We start from the raw sequence: 2,538 nt of genomic DNA, 5'->3' as shown, positions 1-2,538 counted from the left end.
GCTGGGTTACATGGCTGCGCGAACCTGCCCCATGCCAGCAAGGCTTCTCAAGCTGGCTGAGCCACAGTGGTAATCAGGAAATTAAATGTAAAGCCGACCCCGAACTTTATGGAGATCTTCCAGAGAGGATAAGTAATACACTCTACAAGTTAGGTCTTAAAGATGATAGTGGGTATCGCTCACAATTATTTCAAGATTTTGAAAATAATCTGATTTCAGAAATCCGTACTGATGAATTCTATGTAAATAGTTTTGTTGATAAGATTGCTCACAATATGAAAAAGAATAACTATTTTTTACATGCAATAGCAGGCGTCATGCAACATTCTGACCTAGACGCAATTAATGAGCACGAAGAGTATATTGCGCAGAATATGTCTGACTGGCTTGCATTGGCCATAACGGTGGATGCATTGACAGAGGCTCAGGCAAAGGATATTGATTTTTTAGAAGCTTGCATGAATACATGGGATGATGATCGAAGGCAGCAGGGCGGGCTGTTAAGATCGTTAGGCTTCAGTGCGACAGTCAAACTCTTATCTGTAGACAAACCTGTTAAAGATGGGATGCGTTACAGGCGTAATGGTCAACTTGACCGAAGTTTTACCCGCAATATGCTGCCATTTAATATTATAGAAGCTGTCATTTACGATATTGCTCAAGGGAATTTTGATAATGCCGCAGCTGGCTTGGTGTTGGCTAAAAATCACCCAGGCAAATACTCTGATGCCAGTGCTGAGCTTCTCAGTGACTCCACAGTCAAAATTAAGGTTCCGTGCCCAGAGCACTGGGCGGATCTATACAATACTTGGAATATGGCTTTCGTTTCAGATTTTAATTCTATGCCATATTTTACCTCTATTTTAATTGTCCCATCCGTGAGTGGTTATCGAGAATGGTCTTGTGAAGAATACATGGCTCGTCGGGCATATTTATTAAGAAGTATGCTCAAGTACTTTTCTAATTTAGATGAGTCAAAAAGAAGTCACGCTTCTCCGGTTGCCTCTATTACGCGCCAGTGGGGAAGGGTCAACAAAGCATCTGCACGACATTATGAGAGCCTTATATATCGAACGTATCATGACAGAAATGAAGTGAGGGTTCCTCCCCCTGTGATTGCGGGGAGTTAAAAATGTATGATTGTCATCGATAACTGCTTTTAAAAAGAGTATTTTTCTATTTAACCCTCTGGTAGATGAACTGAAACCCCATCTTTTTACTTTTGCACTTTTCTATGCAGATGTATGCATGCTAGTCATGTATTAAATGATAAACTTTCATTTTGCTCATGCCCTTTATATAAATAAACTTTCGTCTTTTCGTTGAAAAGCGTTGCTTTGAGGGCAGGTATGTTTAAGGCTCTTCTTCTTGATCAGGTGGATAACGTTACCCGTGTATCTATTGAAGACATTGATGATATTCAATTGGCATCAGGTAATGTTGTCGTTGATATCGACTATTCATCGTTGAACTACAAAGACGGTCTGGCGATTACGGGTAAAGGTAAAATTATCCGTAATTTCCCTATGGTTCCAGGTATTGATTTTTCCGGGCGCGTTGCCGAGTCATCTGACAGCCGTTTCAAAACAGGAGATTCTGTTGTTTTGACGGGCTGGGGTGTCGGTGAAACGCATTGGGGTGGTATGGCTGAAAAAGCCTGCGTCAATGCTGACTGGCTAGTGCCTCTGCCGGATAACCTTGATGCAAAAAAAACCATGATGATCGGGACGGCTGGCTTAACCGCCATGCTATGTGTGGATGTATTAATTGAGGCTGGTGTGGCACCCGAACAGGGCGAGATACTGGTTACCGGTGCCAGTGGTGGCGTAGGTTCGGTGGCAGTGACCCTGCTGGCGCAGCTGGGCTATCAGGTTGTCGTACTGTCTGGTCGATCAGAAGAAAATCGGGCGCTGCTGACCCGGTTAGGTGCTTCACGCATCATTGATCGCTCCGCTTTTGAAGAACCCGCCAAACCATTGGAAAAGCAATGCTGGGCGGGGGCTGTCGATACAGTCGGCAGTCATGTCCTCGCAAAACTGCTGGCTCAGATGCAGTATGGCGGTGCGGTCAGTGCTTGCGGCCTTGCCGGAGGGTTTGATTTGCCGACGACGGTTATGCCTTTTATTTTGCGAGGCGTAAAGCTTCTGGGTGTTGATTCTGTTATGTGCCCAATCCAAAAACGTCAGAAAGCCTGGACTCGTTTGAGTGAATTGCTGCCTGATAGCTTTTACCAGCAGGCTTGTCGGGAGATTGAGTTAAAAGATGTGCCTGCTTATGCGGAAGCAATTACTCAAGGCAAAGTCACCGGTCGTGTCGTCATTAAGCTTTAATACTGATTTTTCTTACTAATGCGTACGTTTAGGCCAGTTTAGACTGGCCTTTTTTCATCTCTTTATTTTCAAATGAAACCCATCTCGTGAATCCGTTTTGCGATTAAATGTCCACATTCCTCTTTTAGCCTTAAATCCCGCTTAACCTTGGGAATGTGAGCAAGCTGGCCGTACTTTTGGCAACAGAGTACAGTTTTTGCACAAAACG

2 protein-coding genes are annotated in these 2,538 nt (G+C 44.1%); both read left to right on the top strand.

Annotated features, from left to right (window positions below; translation table 11 throughout):
- Nucleotides 1–1,130 (top strand): hypothetical protein (locus ABD892_RS11110; RefSeq protein ID WP_345195718.1); only part of this gene is annotated, 1,130 nt, incomplete at its 5' end.
- 219 nt (nucleotides 1,131–1,349) lie between these two features.
- Nucleotides 1,350–2,330 (top strand): acrylyl-CoA reductase (NADPH), encoded by a 981-nt coding sequence (gene acuI / locus ABD892_RS11105; protein ID WP_345195717.1) that lies wholly within the window; start codon nucleotides 1,350–1,352, stop codon nucleotides 2,328–2,330.
- Nucleotides 2,331–2,538: the final 208 nt, after the last annotated feature.

The sequence above is a fragment of the Kistimonas scapharcae genome (genome assembly GCF_039540975.1).
GTDB classification, from domain to species: Bacteria; Pseudomonadota; Gammaproteobacteria; order Pseudomonadales; family Endozoicomonadaceae; genus Kistimonas; species Kistimonas scapharcae.
The sequence above is the reverse complement of the archived record's forward strand: the minus strand, read 5'-3'. Positions and strand labels throughout refer to the sequence as shown.

Excerpts from the sequence above, each read along its gene's own strand:
- acuI (WP_345195717.1), top strand. The coding sequence starts at position 1,350 with ATGTTTAAGGCTCTTCTTCTTGATCAGGTGGATAACGTTACCCGTGTA.